At 65.7% G+C, this 20,546-nt stretch carries 26 protein-coding genes; 14 read left to right on the forward strand and 12 right to left on the reverse strand.

From position 1 onward, the window contains the following. Positions 1 to 87: 87 nt before the first annotated feature. Entirely contained in the window at positions 88 to 246 is a 159-nt protein-coding gene (locus BSG17_RS26815) for a DUF7563 family protein (RefSeq protein ID WP_170864728.1), read from the reverse strand. An 80-nt stretch (positions 247 to 326) separates the two neighbouring features. After that, positions 327 to 509: an HVO_0416 family zinc finger protein gene (locus BSG17_RS06250; protein ID WP_089822143.1), complete on the reverse strand. Its 183-nt coding sequence runs from the start codon at positions 507 to 509 to the stop codon at positions 327 to 329. A 148-nt stretch (positions 510 to 657) separates the two neighbouring features. On the opposite strand from BSG17_RS06250, the gene BSG17_RS06255 reads away from it, so the two are divergent. Next, positions 658 to 1,101 (forward strand): pyridoxamine 5'-phosphate oxidase family protein, encoded by a 444-nt coding sequence (locus tag BSG17_RS06255; protein WP_170864729.1) that lies wholly within the window; start codon positions 658 to 660, stop codon positions 1,099 to 1,101. Positions 1,102 to 1,116: 15 nt separating this feature from the next. Here BSG17_RS06255 and BSG17_RS06260 read toward each other — a convergent pair whose 3' ends face one another. Together BSG17_RS06260 and BSG17_RS06265 are read right to left on the reverse strand one after the other, a co-directional pair. Continuing rightward, entirely contained in the window at positions 1,117 to 2,652 is a 1,536-nt protein-coding gene (locus tag BSG17_RS06260) for a carboxypeptidase M32 (protein ID WP_089822147.1), read from the reverse strand. Between the two features lie 69 nt (positions 2,653 to 2,721). Beyond that, on the reverse strand, positions 2,722 to 3,846 hold the full coding sequence (locus tag BSG17_RS06265; RefSeq protein ID WP_089822149.1) for a M20 family metallopeptidase: 1,125 nt from the start codon (positions 3,844 to 3,846) through the stop codon (positions 2,722 to 2,724). Positions 3,847 to 3,953: 107 nt separating this feature from the next. On the opposite strand from BSG17_RS06265, the gene BSG17_RS06270 reads away from it, so the two are divergent. Next, positions 3,954 to 5,117, forward strand: coding sequence for a PAS domain S-box protein (locus BSG17_RS06270; RefSeq protein ID WP_170864730.1), 1,164 nt, complete (start codon positions 3,954 to 3,956; stop codon positions 5,115 to 5,117). A gap of 57 nt (positions 5,118 to 5,174) precedes the next feature. Continuing rightward, complete coding sequence (locus tag BSG17_RS06275) at positions 5,175 to 7,055, forward strand: PINc/VapC family ATPase (protein WP_089822153.1); 1,881 nt, start codon at positions 5,175 to 5,177, stop codon at positions 7,053 to 7,055. A 140-nt stretch (positions 7,056 to 7,195) separates the two neighbouring features. Here the strand turns inward: BSG17_RS06275 and BSG17_RS06280 are convergent, their stop codons facing one another. Continuing rightward, positions 7,196 to 7,564, reverse strand: a complete 369-nt coding sequence (locus BSG17_RS06280; protein WP_244531495.1) for a hypothetical protein — start codon at positions 7,562 to 7,564, stop codon at positions 7,196 to 7,198. Positions 7,565 to 7,936: 372 nt separating this feature from the next. Further along, positions 7,937 to 8,695 carry a 2-phosphosulfolactate phosphatase gene (locus BSG17_RS06285; RefSeq protein WP_089822157.1) on the reverse strand — a complete coding sequence of 253 codons (759 nt, stop codon included), beginning with the start codon at positions 8,693 to 8,695 and terminating at the stop codon, positions 7,937 to 7,939. 184 nt (positions 8,696 to 8,879) lie between these two features. Here BSG17_RS06285 and BSG17_RS06290 point away from each other — a divergent pair, with 184 nt between their 5' ends. Further along, on the forward strand, positions 8,880 to 9,488 hold the full coding sequence (locus tag BSG17_RS06290) for a helix-hairpin-helix domain-containing protein (RefSeq protein ID WP_170864731.1): 609 nt from the start codon (positions 8,880 to 8,882) through the stop codon (positions 9,486 to 9,488). Between the two features lie 66 nt (positions 9,489 to 9,554). Here BSG17_RS06290 and BSG17_RS06295 read toward each other — a convergent pair whose 3' ends face one another. Then, positions 9,555 to 9,830, reverse strand: a complete 276-nt coding sequence (locus BSG17_RS06295; protein WP_089822161.1) for a MarR family transcriptional regulator — start codon at positions 9,828 to 9,830, stop codon at positions 9,555 to 9,557. 232 nt (positions 9,831 to 10,062) lie between these two features. Here BSG17_RS06295 and BSG17_RS06300 point away from each other — a divergent pair, with 232 nt between their 5' ends. From BSG17_RS06300 to BSG17_RS06315, 4 genes are all read left to right on the forward strand, one after another. Beyond that, entirely contained in the window at positions 10,063 to 10,377 is a 315-nt protein-coding gene (locus tag BSG17_RS06300; protein WP_089822163.1) for an EMC6-like membrane protein, read from the forward strand. Position 10,378: 1 nt separating this feature from the next. Further along, positions 10,379 to 12,199 carry a ribosome biogenesis/translation initiation ATPase RLI gene (locus BSG17_RS06305; protein WP_089822165.1) on the forward strand — a complete coding sequence of 607 codons (1,821 nt, stop codon included), beginning with the start codon at positions 10,379 to 10,381 and terminating at the stop codon, positions 12,197 to 12,199. A gap of 86 nt (positions 12,200 to 12,285) precedes the next feature. Then, positions 12,286 to 13,275, forward strand: a complete 990-nt coding sequence (locus BSG17_RS06310) for a DUF7972 family membrane protein (RefSeq protein WP_089822167.1) — start codon at positions 12,286 to 12,288, stop codon at positions 13,273 to 13,275. A 145-nt stretch (positions 13,276 to 13,420) separates the two neighbouring features. Next, a complete protein-coding gene (locus BSG17_RS06315; RefSeq protein WP_089823013.1) occupies positions 13,421 to 14,050 on the forward strand; it encodes a dienelactone hydrolase family protein in 630 nt (209 codons plus the stop codon). A 9-nt stretch (positions 14,051 to 14,059) separates the two neighbouring features. Here the strand turns inward: BSG17_RS06315 and BSG17_RS06320 are convergent, their stop codons facing one another. The 3 genes from BSG17_RS06320 to BSG17_RS06330 all read right to left on the reverse strand — a co-directional run bounded on the left by BSG17_RS06320 (position 14,060) and on the right by BSG17_RS06330 (position 16,472). Next, the gene (locus BSG17_RS06320) at positions 14,060 to 14,509 is read right to left on the reverse strand and encodes a universal stress protein (protein ID WP_089822169.1); all 450 of its coding nucleotides are present in this window, start codon (positions 14,507 to 14,509) and stop codon (positions 14,060 to 14,062) included. Positions 14,510 to 14,657: 148 nt separating this feature from the next. Next, positions 14,658 to 15,839, reverse strand: a complete 1,182-nt coding sequence (locus BSG17_RS06325; RefSeq protein WP_089822172.1) for a CBS domain-containing protein — start codon at positions 15,837 to 15,839, stop codon at positions 14,658 to 14,660. Between the two features lie 111 nt (positions 15,840 to 15,950). Next, complete coding sequence (locus BSG17_RS06330) at positions 15,951 to 16,472, reverse strand: archaemetzincin family Zn-dependent metalloprotease (protein ID WP_089822175.1); 522 nt, start codon at positions 16,470 to 16,472, stop codon at positions 15,951 to 15,953. Positions 16,473 to 16,511: 39 nt separating this feature from the next. Between BSG17_RS06330 and BSG17_RS06335 the strand changes: the two genes are divergently transcribed. Genes BSG17_RS06335 through BSG17_RS06345 form a run of 3 tightly spaced genes read left to right on the forward strand, consistent with a single transcriptional unit; the run spans position 16,512 to position 18,061 of the window. Further along, complete coding sequence (locus BSG17_RS06335) at positions 16,512 to 16,916, forward strand: UPF0146 family protein (protein ID WP_089822177.1); 405 nt, start codon at positions 16,512 to 16,514, stop codon at positions 16,914 to 16,916. Positions 16,917 to 16,955: 39 nt separating this feature from the next. Then, complete coding sequence (locus tag BSG17_RS06340; protein WP_089822179.1) at positions 16,956 to 17,819, forward strand: TIGR01548 family HAD-type hydrolase; 864 nt, start codon at positions 16,956 to 16,958, stop codon at positions 17,817 to 17,819. Further along, a complete protein-coding gene (locus tag BSG17_RS06345) occupies positions 17,816 to 18,061 on the forward strand; it encodes a DUF7534 family protein (protein ID WP_089822181.1) in 246 nt (81 codons plus the stop codon). Before BSG17_RS06340 ends, BSG17_RS06345 begins: the two co-directional genes overlap by 4 nt. Before the next feature lie 21 nt (positions 18,062 to 18,082). On the opposite strand, the gene BSG17_RS06350 is transcribed toward BSG17_RS06345, so the two are convergent. Then, positions 18,083 to 18,568 carry a hypothetical protein gene (locus BSG17_RS06350; RefSeq protein WP_089822183.1) on the reverse strand — a complete coding sequence of 162 codons (486 nt, stop codon included), beginning with the start codon at positions 18,566 to 18,568 and terminating at the stop codon, positions 18,083 to 18,085. Between the two features lie 183 nt (positions 18,569 to 18,751). On the opposite strand from BSG17_RS06350, the gene npdG reads away from it, so the two are divergent. Together npdG and BSG17_RS06360 are read left to right on the forward strand one after the other, a co-directional pair. Further along, entirely contained in the window at positions 18,752 to 19,420 is a 669-nt protein-coding gene (npdG, locus tag BSG17_RS06355; RefSeq protein WP_089822186.1) for an NADPH-dependent F420 reductase, read from the forward strand. 82 nt (positions 19,421 to 19,502) lie between these two features. Next, positions 19,503 to 19,937 (forward strand): hypothetical protein, encoded by a 435-nt coding sequence (locus BSG17_RS06360; protein WP_089822188.1) that lies wholly within the window; start codon positions 19,503 to 19,505, stop codon positions 19,935 to 19,937. A gap of 3 nt (positions 19,938 to 19,940) precedes the next feature. Here the strand turns inward: BSG17_RS06360 and BSG17_RS06365 are convergent, their stop codons facing one another. Beyond that, positions 19,941 to 20,207, reverse strand: a complete 267-nt coding sequence (locus BSG17_RS06365) for a thioredoxin family protein (protein ID WP_089822192.1) — start codon at positions 20,205 to 20,207, stop codon at positions 19,941 to 19,943. 163 nt (positions 20,208 to 20,370) lie between these two features. On the opposite strand from BSG17_RS06365, the gene BSG17_RS06370 reads away from it, so the two are divergent. Next, positions 20,371 to 20,535: a preprotein translocase subunit Sec61beta gene (locus BSG17_RS06370; RefSeq protein WP_089822194.1), complete on the forward strand. Its 165-nt coding sequence runs from the start codon at positions 20,371 to 20,373 to the stop codon at positions 20,533 to 20,535. Positions 20,536 to 20,546 lie beyond the last annotated feature (11 nt).

A 20,546-nucleotide genomic window follows, 5' to 3' on the forward strand; every position in this document is an offset into this window, starting at 1 on the left:
GCGTGATAAAAAGCGTGGCTTGCGCTCGGCGGTGTCAGTCGAGCGGAGAGACCGAAAGAAACGATGATTGGAGGGCAGTGCGACGGACTACGTTCGTCTGGTCGAGCGGGCCTCTCGAATCGACCCGCCGTCACGGATCATGTCCTCACAGTGCGGACAGACGCGAGGTTTGTCGAGCCCGTCCGGAGCGAAGACGCGGACGTAATCCACAGTGACGAAGGAACCGCAGTTCTGGCATTCGGGCATTTCTTTCTCCGGTAGAGTGTGGAAAACTGGTTCCTATAGTTCTACCGAAACGTTCGGAGAAAACCGTGAACGAACGGGGCTCAGGCGTCTGGATACCAGCCGCAGACCGAGCACTCTGTCGCGGCGTCGTCGTGGAGGCCGCCACAGTCGGGACACTGTTTCTTGTTGTACGACTGCTCCCATCGCTGGGGCTCCGGCTCGTGTCCACGGTCGGTGAGGAACTGGTCGAACAGTTTGTCGGTGTCGCTCGGTGCTGAGGCCATACAAGTCATGGTATGGCATACCACTATTTCAATGTGGTGGCTCAACAGGCCGAACAGTCACCTCAGACGCTCTCTACGTGTATGTAGTGTGTTAACAATCATTATCGTAATAGGGGACGACGACCTACGAGACACTGGTGGAGGAGTCATGCGACACATCGAGTATACGTACACCGAAGGGATGGGAGACGAAGAGTTGGCCGAACGCCTTCGCGCCCGAGAGATGGGCGTGCTCTCGTTGGTAGACGGCGACGATGCGTTCGGGTTCCCGGTCGCGCACCACTACGACGGTGAACGGCTGTATCTCCGACTCTGCGAGCGACCGGGTCGGGGGAAGTCTGACGTCGTCGAGGCGACGGGCCGAGCGAGCTTCGTCATCACGGGTGGCGAGGCGAACGAGGAGGCGTGGAGCGTCGTCGTCCACGGCCCGCTCGTCGCCGTCGACGACGTCACCGACGAGACGCTCAACGAGTGGTTCGCCCCGGTCCGCCTGTTCGACGAACCGGTCGAGGACGTCGTCCCGGTCGTCTATCGGATGGAGATACGGGATGTCGGCGGGCGACGGTCCTGTGGCCCGATCAATCTCGGCTGACCGCCGGACTCGGAGTCAGGCCGAGTCGACCGACTCGAGGTCGTAGAGCGCGCCGTACTTCTCGGTGACGTAGTCGAGGAAGTAGTCGGCCGTGAACTCCTCGCCGGTCGCCTGCGTCACCAGCTCGTTGGTCTCGTAGCGCTGGCCGTGGCGGTGGACGTTCTCGGTCAGCCACTCGTGGAGCGCCTCGAAGTCGCCCTCGCTGATCTGTGCATCGAGGTCGCCGATCTCCGCCTCGGCGGCGGCGTAGAGCTGAGCGGCCATCACGCTACCGAGCGAGTAGGTCGGGAAGTAGCCGAAGTTGCCGTAGCTCCAGTGGATGTCCTGCAGACAGCCCTCGGTGTCGGTCTCCGGGCGGATGCCGAGATACTCCTCGTACTTGTCGTTCCACGTCTCGGGGACGTCTTCGACGTCGAGATCGCCGGAGACGAGCTCGCGCTCGATCTCGAAGCGGATGACGATGTGGAGGTGGTAGGTCAACTCGTCGGCCTCGACGCGGATGAGGTTGTCCTCGTAGACCTGGTTGGCCGCCTCGTAGGCGTCCTCGACGGACACGCCCTCCGTCTCCGGGAAGTGGTCGGTGAACGTCGGCAGGAACAGCTCCCAGAAGGCCCGCGAGCGACCGACGTGGTTCTCCCAGAGCCGCGACTGCGACTCGTGAACCGAGAGGTCCCGCGACTGGCCGAGCGGCGTCCCGTAGTGTTCGTCAGGGAGGCCGAGCGTGTAGGTGGCGTGACCGAACTCGTGAACTGTCGATAACAGCGCGCCGAGCGGGTCGGACTCGTCGAACCGGGTCGTCACGCGGGCGTCGAACGTCGTCCCCGTCGAGAACGGATGCGGGGCGACGTCGAGGCGGCCGCGTTCCCACGGGTAGCCGAGCGTGTCGAGTGCGTCGCGGACGAGTTCGTCCTGTTCCTCCTCGGGGAAGGTTCCCTCGAAGGCGTCGACGGCGAGGTCGACGTCGCTCTCACGGATCTCGTCGATCATCGGGACGAGCGTCTCCTTGACTTCCTCGAGAATCTCCTCGGCCTGCGAGAGCGGGAGACACGGTTCGAAGTCCTCGAACAGCACCTCGTAGGGGTCGCGGTCGGGATCAATATGCTCGGCGTACTGCTGTTTCAGGTCGACCAACTTCTCGAGTGTGGGTGCGAACTTCGAGAAGTCGTCCTCGGCTTTCGCCTCCTTCCACGCCGGCAGCGCCTCCGAGGAAGTGGCGGAGATCTCTTCGACGAGGTCGGTCGGGACGCGGACCTCCCGCTCGTACTCGCGGCGAACCTCACGGACGACGGCGGTCTGCTCGTCGTCGAGGTCGCTCTCCTCGAGTTCGTCGAGCAGGTCGCCGATCTCGTCGTCGACGAGCAGGTCGTGCGAGACCGCAGAGAGCGCCGAGAGCTGTTTCGAGCGGGCGGGCGTCCCCTCGTCGGGCATCATCACCTGCTGGTCCCACGAGAGGACGCCGGCGGCGTTCTGGACGTTCGAGATGCGCTGGATCTTCTCCAAGAGCGTCTGGTAGGCGTCGGGAGCTTCTGCAGTGGAGGCCTCTGTCGACATACCCTCACGGTCGACCCCTCAGGTTATCAAGGCCGTGCTTTCGGAACTGACCGTCGACGAACCGGCCCCTCAGGCGACCTCGTCGCGGCCGACGCGCTCGGCGGCGTTCCGGTAGATGCGGTAGCAGCGCTCCAGCACGTCGACGCCGACGCTCTCGGTTTCGGTGTGGGCCTCGCCCGGTTCGGAGGCGCCGCAGACGACGCAGGTCGTCCCGGCCTGCGAGAGCCACCCGGCGTCCGTGGCGTGCGGTTTCGTCGTCAGTTTCGGGTCGCCGTCCTGCGCGTCGCGGGCGGCCGCGAGCACCGTGTCGGCGAACGTCCCGTCGTCGCACTTCATCGGCGGGAGGTCCTGGTCGACGGTCCACTCGACGCCCTCGATCTCCTCGACCGCCTCCAGTGTGACGCGTTCGCCGGGGACGGTCCGCTCGTCGACGGTCACCTCACAGCGGTCGGGGACGACGTTCCACGCCGACCCGCCGTCGATCCCGGTGACTGCGACGCTCCCGCGGAGTCGCTCGCCGAACACCTCCGCCTCGGGGAACGCCATCTCGCGGACGAGGTCGACTGCGTCGCAGCCGCGGTAGACGGCGTTTTCACCCGACTCGGGGACGCTCGCGTGCGTCGACTCGCCGTGGGCGACGACGGTGCTCCCGCGACGCCCCTTGTGAGCGACGACGACGTCCGTCACGTCGTCGCCGGAGTAGTTCGTCGACCCTTCGCCGACGAGCGCGTAGTCCGGAGCGAACCCGTCGTCGATGGCCGCACGTGCGCCGACGCCGCCGATCTCCTCGCCGACGAAACTCGCGAACACGAGCTCGCAGGCCGGGTCGGCGTCGCGGAACGCACACATCGCGGCCGCGACGGAGCCTTTCATGTCCGCCGTCCCGCGGCCGTAGAGTCGCCCCCCGCGCTCCGTGACGACGTACTCTCCCGCGTCGTCGACCTGACGGTCCGCGGGCGGGACGACGTCGTGGTGGCCGACGAGCGCCAAGGAGGCGTCGGCCTGCCCTGCGGAGTCCGAGGACGCCGCAGGGCAGGCTGCTCTCCGAGCGACGACGTTGCCCGCCTCGTCTCGCCGGACGACAGCGTCGGTCTCCCGGCGGAGCCACGTCTCGATGGCGTCGCCAGCGGCGGTTTCGTCTTCGTGACTGGCGAGTGCGACGAGTTCGCGGGTCAGATCGACGACCTCGGACATGGTTCGAGGGTCGCCCGCGTCCGTCTTAATGGGTCGGTCCACGGCGGAACGAACCGGACACCTGGACTGACAGATATTTTTATATGATTACGTTACATATGCCAGACGTGACGACACGGAGAGACGAGCCGGCGTACGAGAGCCTCTCCGAGCACGTGCTCGAGCAGGTGCTGGAGACGAGTCCGATCGGCATCGTCGTCGCGGACCGTTCCGGGACGGTCACGCTCGCCAACGAGCGCACCGCCGCGGTGTTCGACAGCGAGACCGAGACGATCGTCGGCCAGAACGTCTTCGCACCGGAGTGGGACCCGACCGACGTCGACGGCGAGCCGATCCCCGCCGAAGAGAACCCGTTCTCGCTGGCCTTCGACGGCGAGACGACTTACGGGCGGCGGCTCACGGTCGCGCTCCCCGACGGCGAACGGGCCGTCCTACGTCTCAACACGGCACCGATCCGCGACGGCGGCGGCGAGATCGTCTACGCGGTCGCCACGGTCGAAGACGTCACCGAGATCGACAGACGGCAGCGCGAGCTCGCCGCGAAGAACCGGCAGTTGGAGTCGCTCGCGAGCGTCCTCTCACACGACCTGCGGAACCCGTTGGCCGTCGCACGAGGCTACACCGACCTCGCACACGAGACGGGCGATCTGTCGTTGCTCGCGAAGGTCGACGCCGCCCACGTCCGGATGGAGGAACTCGTCGACAGTCTCCTGCTTCTCGCCCGACGCGGCCACGCCATCGGTCCGAAGGAGCCGGTCGCGCTCGTCACCGCGGCGTACGCGGCCTGGCAGTCGGTCGAGACGGGCGACGCGATGTTCGACGTCGGCACCGACCTCGAGACCGTCGTCGCCGACCGCGTCCGCCTCCAGCAGCTGTTCGAGAACCTCTTTCGAAACAGTGTCGAGCACGGGGCTCGACCCGCCTCCGGTCGCTCCGCTTCCGGAGACAGCGTGAAGCGAAGCTTCACGAGCAGTCGGACGAGGTCCGACGACAGTGTGGAGCACGGCGGCGACCGCGTCACCGTCACCGTCCGCCAGTTCGAGACCGGCGAGGGGTTCTCCGTCGAGGACGACGGTCCGGGGATTCCGGGTCTCGTCGAGCCGACGCCGCTCGGCGAGTATCTCGACCGGACGGACACGGTAGAGGGGTTGGGGATGAAGATCGTCAACGCCATCGCCGAAGGTCACGACTGGCGAGCGACGGTGGGACCGGGTCGAGCCGGCGGCCTCCGGTTCGAGTTCGACGTCGGCACCGCTCCTGAAGAAGAATAATCCTGCGGCCCTCGTCCAGTATATACCCTTATCAACGCGCCGACCCAACCAGGGGACATGAACGTAGTGCCGGACACGAGCGCGGTCATCGACGGCCGCGTGTCCGAGCGGATCGACTCGGGAGCGTACGAGGGCGCGACCGTCCTCGTCCCCGAGGCGGTCGTCGGCGAACTCGAATCGCAGGCCAACGCCGGTCACGATAGCGGCTGGGAGGGCCTCGAGGAGCTCCAGCGACTGACGAACTTCGCCGACGACGGGGCGATCACCGTCGAGTACGTCGGCCGCCGTCCGAGCAGCGGCGAACAGACGGCCGCCCACGAGGGCGACATCGACGCGCTCATCCGCGATCTCGCGGACGAACACGACGCCACGCTCCTGACGAGCGACGGCGTCCAGGCGGAGGTCGCGAAGGCGAAGGGGCTCGACGTCGAGTACGTCGAACCCCGCGGCCGAGGGAAAGAGCATCTCGTCATCGAGGAGTTCTTCGACGACCAGACGATGAGCGTCCACCTGAAGGTGGGGACGAAGCCGAAAGCCAAACGCGGCGAACTCGCGGATATGCACTACGAGGCCATCAGCGAGGAGGTCTCGACCGAAGCCGATCTGAAAGAGTGGGCCCACGACATCGAGGAGAGCGCCCGCTCCAGCCCCGAGGGGTTCGTCGAACTGCAGGAGCCGGGGATGACCATCGTCCAGTTCCACGACTACCGGATCGCCGTCGCCCGTCCGCCCTTCGCGGACGCCCTCGAGATCACCGCCGTCCGCCCCATCGCGAAGACCGACATCGAGGACTACGAGTTCGCCGACGAACTCAAAGACCGACTCGCAGAGCGCCAGCGCGGCGTGCTCATCTCCGGCGCGCCGGGTGCCGGGAAGTCGACGTTCGCACAGGCGGTCGCGGAGTTCCTCAACGACAGCGACTACGCGGTCAAGACGATGGAGAAGCCGCGTGACCTGCAGGTCGGCCCCGAGATCACCCAGTACACCGCCCTCGGCGGAGAGATGGCGAAGACAGCCGACTCGCTGCTCTTGGTCCGGCCAGACTACACCATCTACGACGAGGTGCGCAAGACCGACGACTTCGGCGTCTTCGCCGACATGCGTCTGGCGGGCGTCGGGATGGTCGGCGTCGTCCACGCGACTCGCGCCATCGACGCGCTCCAGCGGCTGGTCGGCCGCGTCGAACTCGGGATGATCCCGCAGGTCGTCGACACCGTCGTCTTCATCGAGGCCGGTGAGATCCACACCGTCTACGACGTGACGACCGAGGTGAAGGTCCCCGCGGGGATGACTGCCGAGGACCTCGCCCGCCCGGTCATCCAGGTTCGGGACTTCGAGACGAAGAAACCCGCCTACGAGATCTACACCTTCAACCGGCAGGTCGTCACGGTGCCGCTCGACGAGGACGGCGACGAGAAAGAGGAGTCCGGCGTCGGCCGCATCGCCCGCCAGGAGATCGAACGCGAGATCCGCTCGATCGCCCGCGGCCACGTCGACGTCCAACTACAGGGACAGGACAAGGCCGTCGTCTACGTCGACGAGGACGACATCTCCTACGTCATCGGGAAAGGCGGCGGTCGCATCAACGACGTCGAGGAGCGTCTCGGCATCGACATCGACGTCCGCACCCACGAGGAGAACCCCAAGATGGGTGACAGCGCGGGCGGTCCGAGCACTGCCAGCGCCGGCGGCGCGGACGGCGGTAAACAGCTCCGCGAGGGCGAGGTCGTCACCCCCGAGATCACCTCGCGACACGTTGTCATCCGGATGGACGAACACGTCGGCGAGACGGTCGAGGTCCGCGCCGACGGCGATTACCTGTTCACGGCGACGGTCGGTCGCGGCGGCGACATCCAGGTGTCGCGCGGCAGCGCCATCGCCGACGAACTGGAGGACGCCATCGACCGGAAGAAACAGATCACGGTTGTCACCGCCTGACGACGGTCGAATCGACGCTCGGATCTTCTCCGTTCTTCTTCTAGCGAGTAACGGAAGTTTTCGTACTCTTCAACGTCACAAGCTTCTCACCTGCTAAAATCTGCGTGCTGCATGTAGCGCGCTAGTCGGTCAGGACCAATTCATTCCGTCGGCGTCTTCTTTTCGATAGCCACGAGTGACTCATCAAGTGCCTCAAGTACGTCGCGATCACTTGGCTCATCGCCCCAGGTGTAACGGTACGTCGTGATGAGTTGATCAATTCTTGCACCAACTACAAGTGAGGGGTCTGGTTCACCGTCTCCGTATCCCTCATTCTCGAACGCATCTCTGAACGCATCGCTCCGAGCCCAAGAGAGCCACGTCGCTTCAGAACTCTCCCCGAGGAGAGCAAGAACTCGGTCCTCCAAAAGCCACTCAGAGGCTTGTTTGGCGTCGATATTCGTATCGTGGGGGAGAACAAGCAGGTCGGCGTTTTGCGTTTCGTTCACCGTCTGGATTTCTGCAGGCATCGAGAGTTCAACCCCGTTAGCGACGTAAACGGCGGTCACGTCAAGACGCTCGTAGGTAGGGTTCTCTGAGTTCGAAGAGTTCGTTGGGAGGGCCGAACACCCGGCGAGTGAACTGAGGAGGGCAATGCCGCACGCGCCAAGAGCGTCACGGCGAGTATATCGTCGCATAAAGGCAGAGTTGCTGGGTGATTATGAAATTGTGTCGGTGAGTTAAGTAGTCGCTATTGTTTCTTGCAGGCGAACAGTAGCAGTCTATCGTACTACAAACGAACAACGACGCTGCTGCATACACGCTCTCTATTCAGCACGCCGATTCTGGCAACTCTCGGAGAGTAGACAGAGTAACTGTCTGACTCTTTTCGCGAACCCCTCTCAGTTCTTTGCCGCCGCTGCGGTCGCCAGTCGGTCGCTCACGTCGACGAACGCGCCGTCTTCGAGCTTCGGCACCGCGGTCCGTTCGCTGAACGCGGTGATGTACTCGGTGAGATCGCGCCGTCGCGTCGGGTGGGCGTTCGCGAGGTACGCCTCCCCTTTCGCGGTCGGCAGATGCTGGCGGAAGATCTCGCGTTCGACCTCCGTGGGCGGGTGGCCCTCGAGGTGGCGGCCGACGAGCGTCGCGCCGATGTGGTCCTCGGTGGCGACATCGCCGCGAGTGCCCGAACTGACGAGGTAAGTCGGTCGGTCGTCGTCGCGAGCGCGGAGATGGCGAGCGAGCGCCGCCGCGTTCGTCGTCGATCCGACGAAGACGTCGACGTCGTCGGGGTCGGGGTCGGGGTCGGTCGCGAGCAGCGCGTTGATCGCCCGACCGCCGTTCGTCGAGGTCATAGCGACCGGCCGGTCCTCGACGTCGAGCGTCTGGACGAAACTCGGCGAGTTGAAGAAGTCGTAGTCGCCGGCGGCCTCGTACTCCTCCGTCCGGTTGCCGCCGGCGCAGACGTCGGGGTTCTCCGCTTTGTGCTCGAGCGTCTGCGGTTTCTCGTCGACCACGCGTAGTGACGCCGCATCGTTCTCGAACAGTTCGACCACGGTGGTCGAGAAGAAGATGACGTCGACGACGACGTAGTTGCCCGGGGCGGGGTCGGCGGGGATCTCCTCACAGCGTTCGATGACTCGCGAGGCGAGCGTTTCCATCGACTCGTTATACGCTATCGCGAACTTAACGCTTTCTGTCGGGGGGATTCGGTCGATAGACGATACGTCGTGCCGACAGCTCTGTATGTGCCGGGCGCGAATAGACGCGGTCCGAGGGAGAGAGCGTGGACGAGCGAGCGTCGACGCGGCGGTCCGCCCTCGCTCTCTCACCTGGAGGTCCACAATGAAGGTAGTACTCGAAGACGGCACGGTGATCGACTGCGGTGGCTACAAGGCGCTCGACACGGGGCTGGTCCTGACCGAGGACCCGAAGCGCAAGCATGTCGTCGGGTTCGTCCCGCACGACCGACTGCGGTTCGTACTCCCCGACGACGCGCTCGGGGAGGGCGAACACGGGGACGGAACCGCCGGGTTCGTCCCGGACGACGAACGGCAGCGACGGATCGACGAACTCGAAGCGCAGGTCGCAGCGCTGGAAGCGCAGATTGCCGAACTCGCGACCGAGCGGACCGCGACGGCCGGGTCCGAGACGAGCGAGTCCGGGGAGAGCGAGCCGGAGGATCTCACGGTGATCGACGGCATCGGCCCGAAGTACGCCGAACGGCTGACGGCGGCGGGGATCACGACGTTCCGGGCGCTCCGGGCGGCCGACGTCGTCGACGTCGCGGAGGCGACAGGCGTCTCCGAGGAGCGTGCCGCCGAGTGGATCGACGCGACGAGGACGGCGCGAGGGGATCGGGAGACGGACGACCGAGCGGCGAGCGAGGAGTCGGAGCGGACGTCGACAGAGGAGTCCGACGACGAGGAGCGACAGGAGGAGGCGACGTCGTGACTGTCGGATCGGTGTCGTCGGTCGGAGAACGGAGAGTGGTGAGACGTCAGTGCCCGGAACGAGTCGTCACTCTGCGCAGCAGGCCTCTTTGCCGCCGTCGGCTTCCGCCTTCAGTTCGTTGAGCTGATAGAGATTCTGTCGGGCGTCGGCGAAGTAGACGTCTTCGTCGACCATCCCGATCCCTTCCAGTCGTTCGAGCGCGTAGCGGACGGTCCGCGCCGACAGCATCGACTCCTGTACGATGCCTTTCTGCGTGAGCGGACCGTTGTATTCGAGCACCTTGAACACCAGTTTCGCGCTCGGTGGGAGATCGTCGAGATTCTCCTCGTCAGTTCCAGCCATCATTACGATTCGAAAGCCGCCAACGGCATAAAGGTTGATGGCCGCCGCCCGGCAGAAACGCCAACGTATCGACGCTTCAGGCGCTGAGCGGGCCAAAGCAGTCGCTGGTGACTTGGGGCAGTCGTGCACACTTGTCTCCGAGTTGGGTCCCGAGTCATATCAGCATGGTGGGCACAGTCGGAGCCAGCGGGCAAGCGAACACCTTTTCATTCCTGATACCGGACCATGAGGCATGGCTACGGAAACGGCAACCGACTTCTCCGACCACATGCGGGGGGTGACGGTCACGACGCTCGCGTGTCTGGCCGGCGTCGCCGCCGCGCTCACGTCCGGCTACGTCGTCGGCACGAGCGCCGAGGCCGCCCAGCAGACCCTCTCTGTGGGTATCCTCGGGGCGTTCATCCTCGGGCAGTTCCCCCTGCTGCGGGTCGTCGGTATCGACGTCGAGGGGTTCGGCGTGAAGGACTATCTGTACGTCGCCTTCATGACGTTCACCCTCTGGTTCATCTCCTACGGCATCATGCTGACCGCAGAGGTCACGTTCTAAGATGGCCGACGACAGCATCGCCGTCGTCGACCTCGATCGGTGTTCACCGGACCGCTGCAACTACGAGTGTTCGAACTTCTGCCCGCCCAACCGGACGGGCAAGGAGTGCATCACGCTCCGCGGCGAGGACACCGAGGAAGGCGACCCCGACCAGATTCGCATCAGCGAGGAGATCTGTCTCGGCGAGACCTGCGGTATCTGCGTCGAGAAATGTCCGTTCGACGCGATCGAGATCATCAACCTCCCCTCGGAGCTCACCGAGGAACCCGTCCACCGCTACGGCGAGAACGCCTTCGCCCTCTACGGGCTCCCCGTCCCGGAGCCGGGGAAGGTGACCGGTCTCCTCGGCCCGAACGGGATCGGGAAGTCGACCGCGGTTCGAGCGCTCGCCGGCGAGATCACGCCGAACCTCGGCGACTACGCCGAGGAGCCGGGGTGGGACGCCGTTCTCGACCGGTATCGCGGCACCGAACTCCAGAACTACATCGAGCGACTGCTGGACGGCGAGTTGACGGTGGCGAAGAAACCGCAGTACGTCGACCAGATCCCGAAGCAGTTCGACGGCAACACGCGGGAGCTGCTCGAACGAACCGACGAGCGCGGACAGCTCGACTACCTCGTCGACGAGCTGTCGATCCGCCCGGTGATGGACCAGGACATCGACTCCATCTCCGGCGGGGAGCTCCAGCGCGTCGCGCTGGCGGCCACGCTCGCCCGCGACGCCGACTTCTACTTCCTCGACGAGATCACCCCCTATCTCGACATCGGCCAACGCGTCAAGGCCGCCCGCCTCGTCCAGGAGCTGGCCGAGGACGACGAGGCCGACCGTTCGATGCTCGTCGTCGAACACGACCTCGCGATCCTCGATCTGCTGGCCGACACGCTCCACGTCGCCTACGGTGAACCCGGCGCGTTCGGTGTCGTCACCGACCCCAAGTCGGTCCGAAACGGCATCAACGAGTACCTGAAGGGGTATCTCACGAACGAGAACATGCGGATCCGTCCGGAGTCGATCACCTTCGAGGAGCACGCCCCGCGCGAGACCTCCAAGGGCGACGTGCTCGTCGACTACCCCGACATCGCGAAGTCCTACGGTGAAGGCGAGTTCTCGCTGGCGGTCGAGGGCGGCTCGATCCACAAGAGCGAGGTGCTCGGTATCGTCGGTCCCAACGGGATCGGGAAGTCAACGCTCGCGAAGCTGTTCACGGGTGCGCTCGAACCCGACGAGGGCGATCTCGACTTCCGGCTGGACATCTCCTACAAGCCACAGTACATCGACATCGACCAGCCGATGCGTGTCGACACGTTCCTCGCCTCCATCACGGACGACTTCGGCTCCTCGTACTGGAACACCGAGGTCGCCCAACCGCTCCAGCTTAACCGCATCATGGAGCAACAGCTGACAGATCTCTCGGGCGGCGAGCGCCAGCGGGTCGCCATCGCGGCCTGTCTCTCGGAGGACGCCGACCTCTACCTGCTGGACGAACCGTCGGCGCATCTCGACGTCGAACAGCGGGTGCAAGCGACCTCGGCCATCCGCCGCTACGCCGAGAACCACGACGCGACGGTGATGGTCATCGACCACGACATCTACATGATCGACCTACTGGCCGACCGCCTGATGGTGTTCGACGGCGAACCTGCCCAGCACGGTCACGCCTCGAAACCACAGGAGATGCGTGCGGGGATGAACGACTTCCTCGCCGACCTCGACATCACGTTCCGCCGCGACGAGCGGACGGGACGTCCCCGCATCAACAAACCCGGCTCGCAGCTGGACCGCAAGCAGAAGAAACAGGGCGAGTACTACTACGCCCCGTAGACGCGGCTCAACCGCTCTCCGTCGGTCTCGTTCGATGGCCACTCGACTTTTGACGTCGCCACGAGCACCGTCGGACGAAGCTCTCTATGACGAATCAAGACAGCCCAGACCACCTCAACCGTCTCAAAGAGTGGTATCTTCTCACCGGCAGCCGGACGAGATTAGCCGGGATCGTCCTGTTCTCTCTCCTCGTCGTCACTGGCGTGCTCGTCGAGACGGGCGTCATGTACGTCGGCCCCGGGAGTTCGATGCTCTCGCTTCTCGCCAGCGGGATGCTCTCGGGACTGCTCTCGCTCATCACGGTGAGTCTCTCTATCAACCAGCTCATCCTCTCGCGCGTCTTCGGGTCGCCGTCGGGACTCACCGACCGACTCGAGGGGAACTTGGAGTTCCGTCGTAACATCGAGGAGGTCACCGGCGTCCGCACGAGTCCGAACGACCCGGCGTCGTTCCTCGGACTCGTCGCGGAGACGCTCGAGAGACGAGCAGCCAACCTCGAACGGACGATCGACGACTCGGAGGCCGACTACGCCGACGAGTTCGCGGAGTACACGCAGGAGCTCGTCTCGTACGGCCAGCATCTCGGCCAGGTCAGAGAAGGTGACGAGACGTTCAAGGTACTCGATATCATGATCGGCAGCAGATACGCATACCACATGGACCGGGTCCGCGAACTCCGGTCGATGTACGGGAACCACATCTCGAAGGGGTCGGACGACGACCTCGAAGCCATCTTCGAACTGCTGAAAGCCGTCGCCACCATCAGGCAGTTCTTCAAGACGATCGCGATCCAGCAGGACCTCGCCATGCTTTCACGGCGCATCATCTACACCGGGGTGCTCGCGGTCGTCACGAACTACGCGCTGACGACGGTGTACACGAGTTCCTCGGGGGTTCCGACGACCATCTCGCCGGCCCACCTCCCGCTCGTCGTCACTCTCGCGACGCCGATCCTGTTCGCCCCGCTCGTCATCCTCGTGAGCTACCTCCTCCGGGTGGCGACGATCGCGCTCTACACCGCCTCCGTGGGGTCGTTCGTCCCGCCCGAAGAGCAGATCACGACGTCGAGCGACTGACCGCGACGGTCGGAGAGGCGACTCGTGGACGACGCACACCCCGACCGTGACGGTCGACGCAACAACGATGTGGATGGCACGCGTCTCTCTACAGATGAGCATCGATCGTTCGGGAGACGCAGGCGACGGGGAGAACGAACTCGGGATGATCGTCGACATCGAGTTGGACGACGTCACGCTCGAAGGGGCGCTCGTCGTCCCCGACGACGCGACGGGGATCGTCGTATTCAGCCACGGCAGCGGCAGCAGTCGACACAGTCCGCGCAACAACTTCGTCGCAGAGGTCGCCAGACGACACGGACTGGCGACCCTGCTGTTCGACCTCCTGACCGAGGCGGAAGACGAGACGTACGAGACTCGGTTCGACATCGACCTCCTGACGCGGCGACTCGTCGACGTCACCGCGTGGGTCGCGGAGGGAGACGAGACGGCCGACCTCCGGATCGGCTACTTCGGGTCGAGCACGGGGGCGGCGTCGGCGCTGCGGGCGGCCGCGGAACTCGGCGACCAGATCGGCGCGGTCGTCTCCCGCGGCGGTCGCGTCGACCTCGCCAGCGACGCGCTCGCGGACGTGACCGCGCCGACGCTGTTCGTCGTCGGCGAAGCGGACACGGACGTCCTCGCGCTCAACGAGGCAGCGTTCTCGAAGCTCACCTGCACGAAAGAGTTGGAGGTCATCCCGGGTGCGGGACATCTGTTCGAGGAGCCGGGAACGCTCGACGCCGTCGCCGAACACGCGGCGGCGTGGTTCGCACAGCACCTCGCCGAGAGGTAGGAGGGTCGGTCAGCGAACCACGGTCACCGGCACCGGCGACCGTTCGACGAGCCCCTTCGCGACGCTGCCGAGGAGCCCCTCGTACCGTTTCGAGAAGCCACGGTGGCCGACGAAGACGCCTTCGAAGGAGACCCGTTCGAGGTACGACGGGATGACCGCCATCGGGTCGCCGTAGAGCAACTCGCTCTCGACGTCGACGCCGGCGTTGGCGATCCGGGCCTCGGCGTCGTCGAGGACGCGTTGGGCGCGGTCCTCGGCGTCGGTCACCGCCTCGACGACGAGGCGTCGTTCGGCCTCGGAGAGACTCGTGATGGGGGCGTCACCGCCCTCCGAGTACACCTCTGGCTCGACTGCGTGGACCACGGTCAGCGAGGCACCGAGTCCGTCGGCGATGGTGATGGCGTGGTCGAGTGCGCGCGTACTCTCTTTCGAACCGTCGACTGCGACGAGGAACTTCACGGGGAGTCACCGAGTACACTACGTTCGCCGTGCCGATAGCTGTTCGTGTGCCGAAAAGAGACGGCCGCCCGCGTGCCGAACGGAGTGAGTGCCCAGATCGCCGGGACGACCGTTCAAGGGGCGTCAGCCACGATCGGACACGGGGCCGTCAGTACCCCCGGAGGTGGGTCCGGGTGTCGTCGTCGGGATGTTTCTTGGTCTGCGCGTAGGTCTTCCGGTCGCGGATCTGGCGGTCGACGACGTCGCGCGCCTCCGAGAGCGCGTGCTGGGCACCGTAGCCCTCGCCGGAGGCGACGAAGAGGCCCTTGTCGGTGAACAGTCGGATGCGGGCGAGCACGAGCGGCGTCCCGCGGAGTTTCTCGTCGTGACGGTGCAGGTGGATGGTCGCGTCCAGCAGCGTCAGCTCGCCGTCCTTGCTGACGAGGTCGTCGACGAGCGTCGCCACGTCCGCGTAGGACATATCCTCCAGCAACCCGATGCCGACGACCTGCACGCCGCGGTGGCCCTTCGGCGTCCACGTCAGCGACCGCAGCACGTCGGTCTTGGTGACGATGCCGGTCGGCGTCTCCGCCTCGTCGACGACGACGAGCGACGAACAGCCGACGTCGAGCATCCGGTCGACGGCGGTCTCGAGCGTCGCATCGGGCGTGATGCTGTCGACCGGCGACGTCATCAGGTCGCGGACGGGAAGATCGAGCAGGCGATCGGTGTCGCCCTCGCGTGCGCCGAACCCGCCGTGGGAGCGACCGCCCGGGACGGTCCCCGGGTCGCCACCCTTGCTTTTCGACACCTCGCGGGTGGTGAACTCGACGACGTCCGAGGCGCTGAGGATGCCGACGAGGTCGCGACCGTCGACGACCGGCAGGTGAGTGATGCGACGCTCGCGGAACTGGTTCAGCGCCGACCCCAGCGTGTCCGTCGGCGCGACGGTACAGAGGTCGTCCGTGGCGACGTCCTCGACGTCCAGCGCCGAGAGCGACGACTGGACCAGTTCGAGGAGGTCGTTCGCGAGGACGACGCCCTGAAGCGTGTCGCCCGCGAGGACGGGCAACACCATCGATCGCGACTCGACCATCAGCCGAGCGGCCTCCCGTACGTCGGTGGTCTCGCCGATCGTCGGCACGTGGTAGACGAGCGTGCCGACCTTCGCCGTCGGCTTCCGGTGAGATGCGAGGAGTTGCCGCTGCGTCACGACCCCCTCGTAGTCGTCGCTATCGGTGACGACGACAGCCTTCAGCGTCGGATCCTCGAACACGCCGGTCAGCTTGGAGACGGGCGCGTCGGCGTCGAGAGTACGGAACTCCTGAGAGACGATTTGTGAGATGTTCATCGAGTAGACCTCCGGTCGTGTGTAGGGTTCCCACGGTGATGAAACAGTGGGACAGTTGTACGACAGAAAGAACGACCGAACGGGTTAAGTCGGGGACGGCGGTCGGCAGCGCTACCGGTAGAACCGGCTACAGGTGCCGCAGAGGTTCTCCTCTTTGACGTCGACTTCGCGGACCGTCGGAGAGAAGCTCATCACGCATTTGGAGTTGTCGCAGTGTTCGAGTCCGAACGTGTGACCGATCTCGTGGACGACCTCCTTGCGAACGCGGTCGGCGAACACCTCGCTTTGCGGCTTCGTCGAGATACCACCGTCCGAAGAGGTCTGGAGGCGGTACGTCGAGATGACCGAGCCGTTGCCGTTGAGGTAGGCGAGACCGAACACGTAGTTGCGACGGCGATAAAAGAGATCCTGGGGTGTGATACCGATGTTCTTGTCGCCGCTGCCGACCCGACTCGCGAGTTCGATGAACTCCTCGGCTCGGTACTGGTTGCGACCGCGATCGAACGCGCCCTCGGGGATCGCCTGCTCGTCGTGGACGGTCACGTCGAGGTCGTAGACCGAACGCAAGGCCGCCGAGGCCTCGCGCTTGACCTGTGCCGGAACGTCCCCGATGGGCACGATGTCGACAAGCATGAAAGGTGTTAAGCGGGCGTCTCTCATAAATATCCCGACGTGGAGAGCTTTCCTCGCGACGCGCTGGCCGCCCGTCTCGCTCGCTACGATACGCTCCTCGAGGTGGGTGTCGGTCGCAACCCGGACGTCGCCGCGGCGCTCGCCGCCGCCGGCAAGACGGTCACCGCGACGGACGTCTACGAGGTCGACGTTCCCGACGGTGTGCGGTTCGTCCGCGACGACGTCGTCGCCCGGAGCAAGCGATCCGACCTCGGGCCGCTCTACTGCGTCGACGCCATCTACGCGTTGAACCTCCCGGCCGAACTGCAGCGCCCGACCCGCGACGTCGCCCGTCGCGTCGACGCGGAGTTCGTCTTCACGACGCTCGGCTACGAGGAGCCGACGATTCCGGTGCGACGGGAGACGGTGGGCAGAGAGACGCTGTACACCGCCGTCGACCGGTGAGACGGAAGAATTTTACCACGTGCGTTCCGCACGAAACCTATGAATGCGGACGCAGTCGTCCTCGACATCGACGGCGTGCTCGTCGACGTCGCCGACTCCTACCGGCGAGCTATCGTCGAGTCGGTCGACCGAGTGTACGGCAAGACCATCGACATCGAGGATATCCAGCGGTTCAAGGACGCGGGCGGGTTCAACAACGACTGGGAACTCACCTACGCCGCCGCGCTGTTCGTCCTCGCACGCCGTGAGGGGCTCCGGACGAACGTCGCGGAGTTCACCGACGCCGTCGCCGAACGCGGCGGCGGACTCGAGGCGGCCCGCACCGTCGCCGCCGAGATGCCCAACATCTCGCAGGCGCGGGTCCGAGACAAGTGGGACAGAGAACGCCTCCGCGACGTGTTCCAGACGCTCTATCTCGGCAGCAACCTCTACCGCGAGCTCGAAGGCGGCGACCCGCCGTTCGACGCCCCCGGCTACATCCACGACGAACCGGTCATCGTCGACCCCGAGACGATCGACGACCTGACGGGCAGGTTCGACGTCGGCGTCGTCACCGGCCGCCCCGCCGCCGAGGCCGACATCGCGCTCGACCGCGTCGGCCTCGACGTCCCCGACGAACACCGCTTCACGATGGACGACTGGGAGGAGGGGAAACCCCACCCCCACGCGCTCGTGACGCTCGCAGAGCGGTTCGACGCCCACGCGGTGACGTTCACCGGCGACACGCTCGACGACGTCGAGACCGCCGTCAACGCCGCCGAGGCGGACCCCGGTCGGGAGTACTACGGCATCGGCGTCCTGACGGGCGGGTTGACGGGCGAGGAGGGTCGCCGGAAGTACGAGGCCGCCGGCGCGGCCGCCGTCGTCGACACCGTCAACGACCTGCCCGGCCTACTGGAATGAGCCAGTACGGACGATTCCTCGTGACGATGCTCGTCCTCGACGGCGTCGGCTACGCCGTCGTCGCCCTTCTCACCCCCGCGAACTCGCTAACGCAGTTGGCCGCGCTGGTTCCCGTCCTGCTGGTCGCGCCGTTCGTCGCGCGGCGACTCGTCTACGGCGAGTGGTTCTCTCGACCCGACGTCGAGGACGAGGCGTCGAGTGACGGAGCGGACGGAACGTCCGGCGAAGACGACGGACGCTGAGAACTCAGAACGGCTCTCTGCTCACGTCCCCTCGTCCAGCGGGAGCAGTCGCGTCCGTCCGCCGGGGTCGAAGTAGTCCACCTCGACGCCCGCCTCGCTCGCCCGTCGCCGGAGTTCGCGGGCGAGTTCGACCGTCTCGCGTCGTTCGTCGTTCGAGCGGAACGCGAGTCGGACGTCGTCGGAGCGGCCGTCGACGCGGAGGTGCAGCGAGAATCCGGTCGGACGGACGAACGGTGCGAGCGCCCGGAGGTCGGCGTAGCGGATCCGGAGCGTCTCCGGGCCGTGTATCGCCTCGGTTCGGGTGACCGCGTGCGGGTCGTACAGGCCGAGCGACTCGGGGAGATGTCCGAACAGGCCGTTGGCCGCGTCGCCGACGACACGTGCGAGGCGACCGTGTCGAGACGGCGCGAGGAGGAGCGCGTCGTCCGTGAGGAACGCTCGTCCCGGTCTGGCGCGGTCGTCGGGCGTCGGACGGAGGAGGACGTCGTAGCTGCGGGGGTCGTCCATACTCGCAGTCTCTCCCCTCCGGCAGAAAGGCGTTCGGCAGTCGACACCGGACGGGGTGGCCGTTCGCGCAAGGCTCGTACTGTCGGCTGTGACTTCGTGACGATATTCGGCACCTCGGGGTACCGAACGCCGCCGTATGCTTACAGTCGACAGTATTACTTCCCATCCCTCCACAGTCAGCGTATGCGAATCGCACTACTCGGCGGTACCGGCGATATCGGCGAAGGGTTGGCGTTGCGGTGGGCGTTCCACACGAACCACGACGTCATCATCGGCTCTCGCGACCCAGAGAAGGCGCGACAGAAGGCCGAGGAGTACGAGACCGAACTCGACAGCCGTGGCGTCGATCGGAAGATCAACGGCTTCGAGAACCCGATGGCGGCGGATCGCGCCGACGTCGTCGTCCTCTCGGTGCCGCCGTACCACGTCGCCGACACCGTCGACGCCGTCGCCGACAAACTCGACGAGGGCGACGTGCTCGTCACCCCCGCGGCGGGGATCAAACGCGACGACGACGGCTTCCACTACCACCCGCCGAGCGCGGGGAGCGTGACGCAGCTCGTCGCCGACGCCGCACCCGACGACGTCGCCGTCGTCGGCGCGTTCCACAACCTCGCGGCGGGTCGTCTCGCCGACCTCGACGCGGAGTTGGGGATCGACACCCTGCTCGTCGCCGACGACCCCGACGCGAAGGAGACGGTGCGGATGCTCGCCGAAGGCATCGACGGACTGCGAGCGCTCGACGCCGGCGGCATCGCCAACGCCTCGGAGATCGAGGCGGTGACGCCGCTTCTCATCAACGTCGCGACGAACAACGACGGGATGCACGACCTCGGCGTGCGGTTCCAGTAATCGAGTCCCGGGTCGGCCCGTCCGACGGCGGTTCTCTCCTCTCAGACCGCAGTACTATCTGTCGGTAGAGGCACCGTCAGGTGTGTTCTCTCTCCACCCGCCGTCGATCCATCCGCTCGCCCTCGCGCTCGCCGTCGTCACGTTTCTCGCGACGACCGTCGAGCGGTTTCTCTGGGAACTCGCGGACGTCCGCGTCGTCCTCGGCGTCGGCGTCGAACCCGTCGCCCGTATCGTCCTCGCCGTCGTCGCCGTCGTCACGCTGAGTACGATCGGCTGGCAGGCGCTCACGGGGCGCGGTCTACGAGCGGCCGCCATCGTTCTCGCCGGGCCGCTCGTCGGGGTCGGTGCGTTTCTCGTACTTCACTGGCTTGTCTTCGGGCCGAGCACCGACTCGCCGACGTGGCTCGTCTACCTCGCGCTCTGTGCCGGCGCGGCGGTCGCTGGCAGCGTCGTCTACGGGGTCGGTCTCACACTTCGGTGGGGGAGAAACAGGGCAGTCGAGTCCAGGCGGCCGTGAGACTTAGGCGCCGGCCTGCTTCAGCGCCGCTTCGATGTCCTCGCGCTGCGTGACACCGACGAAGCGGTCGACGACGCCGTCGTCGTTCTCGACGATGAGCGTGGGCAGCGAGCGGACCTGATACTGGTTGGCGATCTCCTGTTCCTCGTCGACGTCGACCTTCTCGAAGGAGACGTCGGGGTAGTCTCCCTCGATCTCCTCGAGGATCGGGTCCTGCGTCTTACACGGGCCACACCAGTCGGCGTAGAAGTCTTTGAGTCGGACAGTCATTGTTCCCTTCTCCGGGTAGCCTACGAGTTCGTAAAAGGGTTTCCAAGGTGGACGTTCTCGATGCAGACAGGTCGCGGACACCGAACGTCGGACGGTTCGCTCTCCGGCAAAACCGTCCGGCGAGTCGAAACGTTTACAGCCTCAAAGAGCGCAGAGGGACAGTATGAGCAGTGGACAGAACAGCGGTGGCTTGATGTCGAGTGCCGGACTCGTCCGGTACTTCGACGCGGAGGACCGAAACGCGATCCGCGTCGATCCCAAGACCGTCGTCGCGTTCGGGATCCTCTTCGGTGTCGGTATCCAGGTCCTGAACATCATCACACTCTAAGGCCCTCCGTC

It is taken from the genome of Halogranum amylolyticum (genome assembly GCF_900110465.1).
GTDB classification, from domain to species: Archaea; Halobacteriota; Halobacteria; order Halobacteriales; family Haloferacaceae; genus Halogranum; species Halogranum amylolyticum.